2 protein-coding genes are annotated in these 3,536 nt (G+C 50.4%); one reads left to right on the forward strand and one right to left on the reverse strand.

The window, feature by feature from the left end:
- Nucleotides 1-584 precede the first annotated feature (584 nt).
- Entirely contained in the window at nucleotides 585-2,105 is a 1,521-nt protein-coding gene (locus MHN01_RS20540) for an aldehyde dehydrogenase family protein (protein ID WP_239413122.1), read from the reverse strand.
- 273 nt (nucleotides 2,106-2,378) lie between these two features.
- Between MHN01_RS20540 and MHN01_RS20545 the strand changes: the two genes are divergently transcribed.
- Nucleotides 2,379-3,536: sigma-54-dependent Fis family transcriptional regulator (locus tag MHN01_RS20545; protein WP_239413123.1), on the forward strand; the 1,158-nt coding region annotated here is incomplete at its 3' end.

The following is a 3,536-nucleotide window of genomic DNA, read 5'->3' on the forward strand; positions in this document are numbered from 1 at the left end:
GCGTTATGTACGGTTAGCCTGCTCATGGTCAGTACACTATTCCCCCGGGAAGATTAGTCGACAGTTCGGTTATGGTGATTCTTCGGGTCAGGTGAAAAAGAAAAAGCCACTAAAAGTGGCTTTTTCTTTGTATGTTTGCTTCTTGTGGGCTTGATAGCCAATGACGATGTTCGATATGCACCGTTCTATTTTTAGTTATTTTGCTCTGGCAGAGCCATGTTTATAGCTTAAATACTCGTCCGCACTGTGTGCAGCGGTGGATGGACTTATAAACCATACGCTGCCAGAAATTCCGCTTTACACGGACGATTTGGGTGCATTGGCATTCCATACGTGATACCCCTTCAATAAAACAATACTCGCGTAGTTTCTCAACCACTAGCTTTATACGCGCTGAATATTACATGCGTCTGGCACGTAAAGCTGTCGTTATTTACATTTTGTTACCGATATTCAAAGGAATAAGGTAGCAGTGATGATATATAGCGTAGATATGAGTTGTTTTTGACTCAATAATCAGCAGGCCTGTAGGGATTAGGCCTGCTGGAGGGATGAACCGTATGGTTTAAGGTTGGGAAAAAGGGTTAAAAGAAGCCCAATGGGTTGACGTCATAGCTGACCAGAAGGTTCTTGGTATTCTGGTAGTGATCAAGCATCATCTTATGAGTTTCTCTGCCGATGCCGGACTTCTTGTAACCGCCGAAAGCAGCATGTGCCGGGTAGGCGTGATAGCAGTTGATCCAGATCCGGCCTGCTTCGATCTGACGGCCCATGCGGTAGGCTAGATTGGTATCCCGGGTCCATACTCCTGCACCAAGGCCGTACTCGGTATCGTTGGCAATTTCCAGTGCTTCGGCTTCATCTTTGAAAGTAGTAATAGCAATGACCGGGCCGAAAATCTCTTCCTGGAACACCCGCATTTTGTTGTTGCCTTTTAGCATGGTCGGCGCGATGTAGTAGCCTTGCTCCAGATCGCCGCCTTGCTCGACGGCACTGCCGCCGACCAGTACTTCAGCGCCTTCGTTGCGACCGATTTCCAGATAGCTCAGGATCTTGTCGAATTGCTCTTTCGATGCCTGTGCACCAACCTGGGTGTCGGTATCCAGCGGATTGCCTTGTTTGATGCTTTGTGCGCGTTCGACAACTTTGGCGATGAATTCATCGTAAATAGACTCGTGGATCAAGACTCGAGAAGGACAGGTACAAACTTCGCCCTGGTTAAAGAAGGCCAGCAGCATTCCCTCGATACACTTGTCGAGATAGGCATCTTCGTGATCGAAGATATCGGCAAAGTAGATGTTTGGTGACTTACCACCAAGCTCAACGGTGGATGGGATCAGGCTGTCAGCTGCACATTTCAGGATGTGGTTGCCGACCTCGGTCGAACCGGTAAAGGCCAGCTTGGCAATGCGGTTGCTGGTAGCTAACGCCTGACCGGCTTCATGGCCGTAGCCATTGACGATGTTAACCACGCCTGCCGGGATCAGATCACCGATAGTTTCCATTAATACCAGTATTGATGTCGGTGTCTGTTCAGCAGGTTTAAGAACGACACAACAGCCAGCCGCTAGCGCCGGAGCCAGTTTCCAGGCTGCCATCAGCATCGGGAAGTTCCACGGAATGATTTGGCCGACAACACCGATAGGCTCCGGGAAGTGGTAGCTTGCCGTGTTGACGTCCAGTTCGGCAGCAGATCCTTCCTGTGCCCGGATACAGCCGGCAAAATAGCGGAAGTGATCAACGACCAGTGGTAGGTCGGCTGCAAGGGTTTCTCGTACCGGCTTGCCGTTTTCCCAGGTTTCGGCAACTGCCAGCATTTCGATGTTCTGTTCGATACGATCGGCGATTTTTAGCAGGATATTGGCACGTTCGGTAACGCTGGTAGCAGCCCAAGTGGCGCGTACATTGTGGGCGGCATCCAGTGCAAGATTAATGTCGGCTTCGCCTGACTTGGCAACCTGACAATAGGCTTCGCCGTTTACTGGCGAGACATTATCGAAATACTCTCCGCTGACAGGCTTAATCCACTCTCCGCCAATATAGTTGTCGTACTGAGGCTTGAATGTAATAACAGCATTGTCGGTTCCTGGTTGCGCGTAGATCATAGGTCGTTCCTTCTTTGCTTCTGTTCACGAAATAGTGGCTGCATTGATACAGCTAATTGTTTTTAAGCATGTTTTGTTGTGTTGCTCTACTTTCTTACTACGCAAACAGCAGGCCAGAATTACAGACTTGTTGTTAATAAAATGTAACGCTATGATTAATAAAATTTTATGAGATAACCTCTGCATTCAAGGGTAAGAACGCCAGGCTGTTGAAAATGTTCAACTGTTACAAAATGGCACACTTGCTCTGTGACAACATGGAACAGTTAATCTATGCACTCATTCGTTGACTCTCCCCAGCATGACTGGCTGGAACAATCCTGGCGTCGTAGCCAGCAGGCTGGGCTTGACGAGCAGCACGCTCCGGAACATGTCCGGATCGAACGTGATCAGCTCGTTCAGCGGCAGTATCAAGCGAAGCATTTGACGGCGGCGGTTGAAAAGCTGGCCGTCCCCCTGTTTAACCAGATGTTTGCCGGTACCAACAGCCGCCTGATTTTGACTGACCGGGAGGGCGTGATTATCGGTGCATGGGGGCAGTCTCGGTTTGAGCAACGCCTGACTAGTATTGCCCTTGAGTCGGGCGTTTGTTGGCAGGAGAGCCTGAAGGGTACCAATGCTATCGGAACGGCACTGGCCGACCAACGCTTTGTGATGGTAGTGGGAGATCAGCACTTTATTCGTAAACACCGGTTTATCAGTTGTTCGGCCGGGCCGCTGTTCAGCCCTTCCGGTGAGTTGCTGGGGGTGCTTGATATCACTAGCGAACAGAAAGTGCATTCGGAACAGACCCGGATGCTAATTCAGAATATGGTGCAATTAATTGAGAACTGCCTATTGTGCCAGGTACCCAATGGCAAAATCAGGGTCGATGTAGCATTTGACAAGCAACTGCTAAACAGCGGTTGGCAGGGTATTGTTATCGCCGACGAAGCGGGCCATGTAGTCGCTCATAACGCCGTTGCAGCCCGCTTGCTGGATCAGCAGCAGATACTGGGGTGTCATATCGATGCTTTGATGGACAACACGCTGCAAACTGTCAGTCGCTCACTGGTTCCTTCTGGTGATCTGGTGTTTAGTCGTCAGCCAATCCATAAAGCAGCGGCTTCAACCCGCTCATCTCAGGTATATTCACCATCCTGCCCGCTCCATTTTGGTGACAGCCGTATGGAGCAGGCCTGGCAGCAGGCCTGTAAGTTGATTAACAAAGATGTCAGCTTGCTGATTTTGGGCGAGACGGGGGTCGGCAAGGGAGAGTTTGTCAAACAGCTGCACAGCCAAAGCCAGCGTCATACCGGCCCACTGGTAGCGGTTAACTGTGGTGCGTTGCCGCAGGATCTGATTGAGTCGGAGCTCTTCGGTTATGCGCCGGGGGCGTTTACCGGTGCCAGCAAGCAAGGTTATCAGGGTAAGGTACGACAGGCCGATAAG

The sequence above is a fragment of the Photobacterium sp. OFAV2-7 genome (assembly GCF_022347985.1).
Lineage (GTDB): Bacteria > Pseudomonadota > Gammaproteobacteria > Enterobacterales > Vibrionaceae > Photobacterium.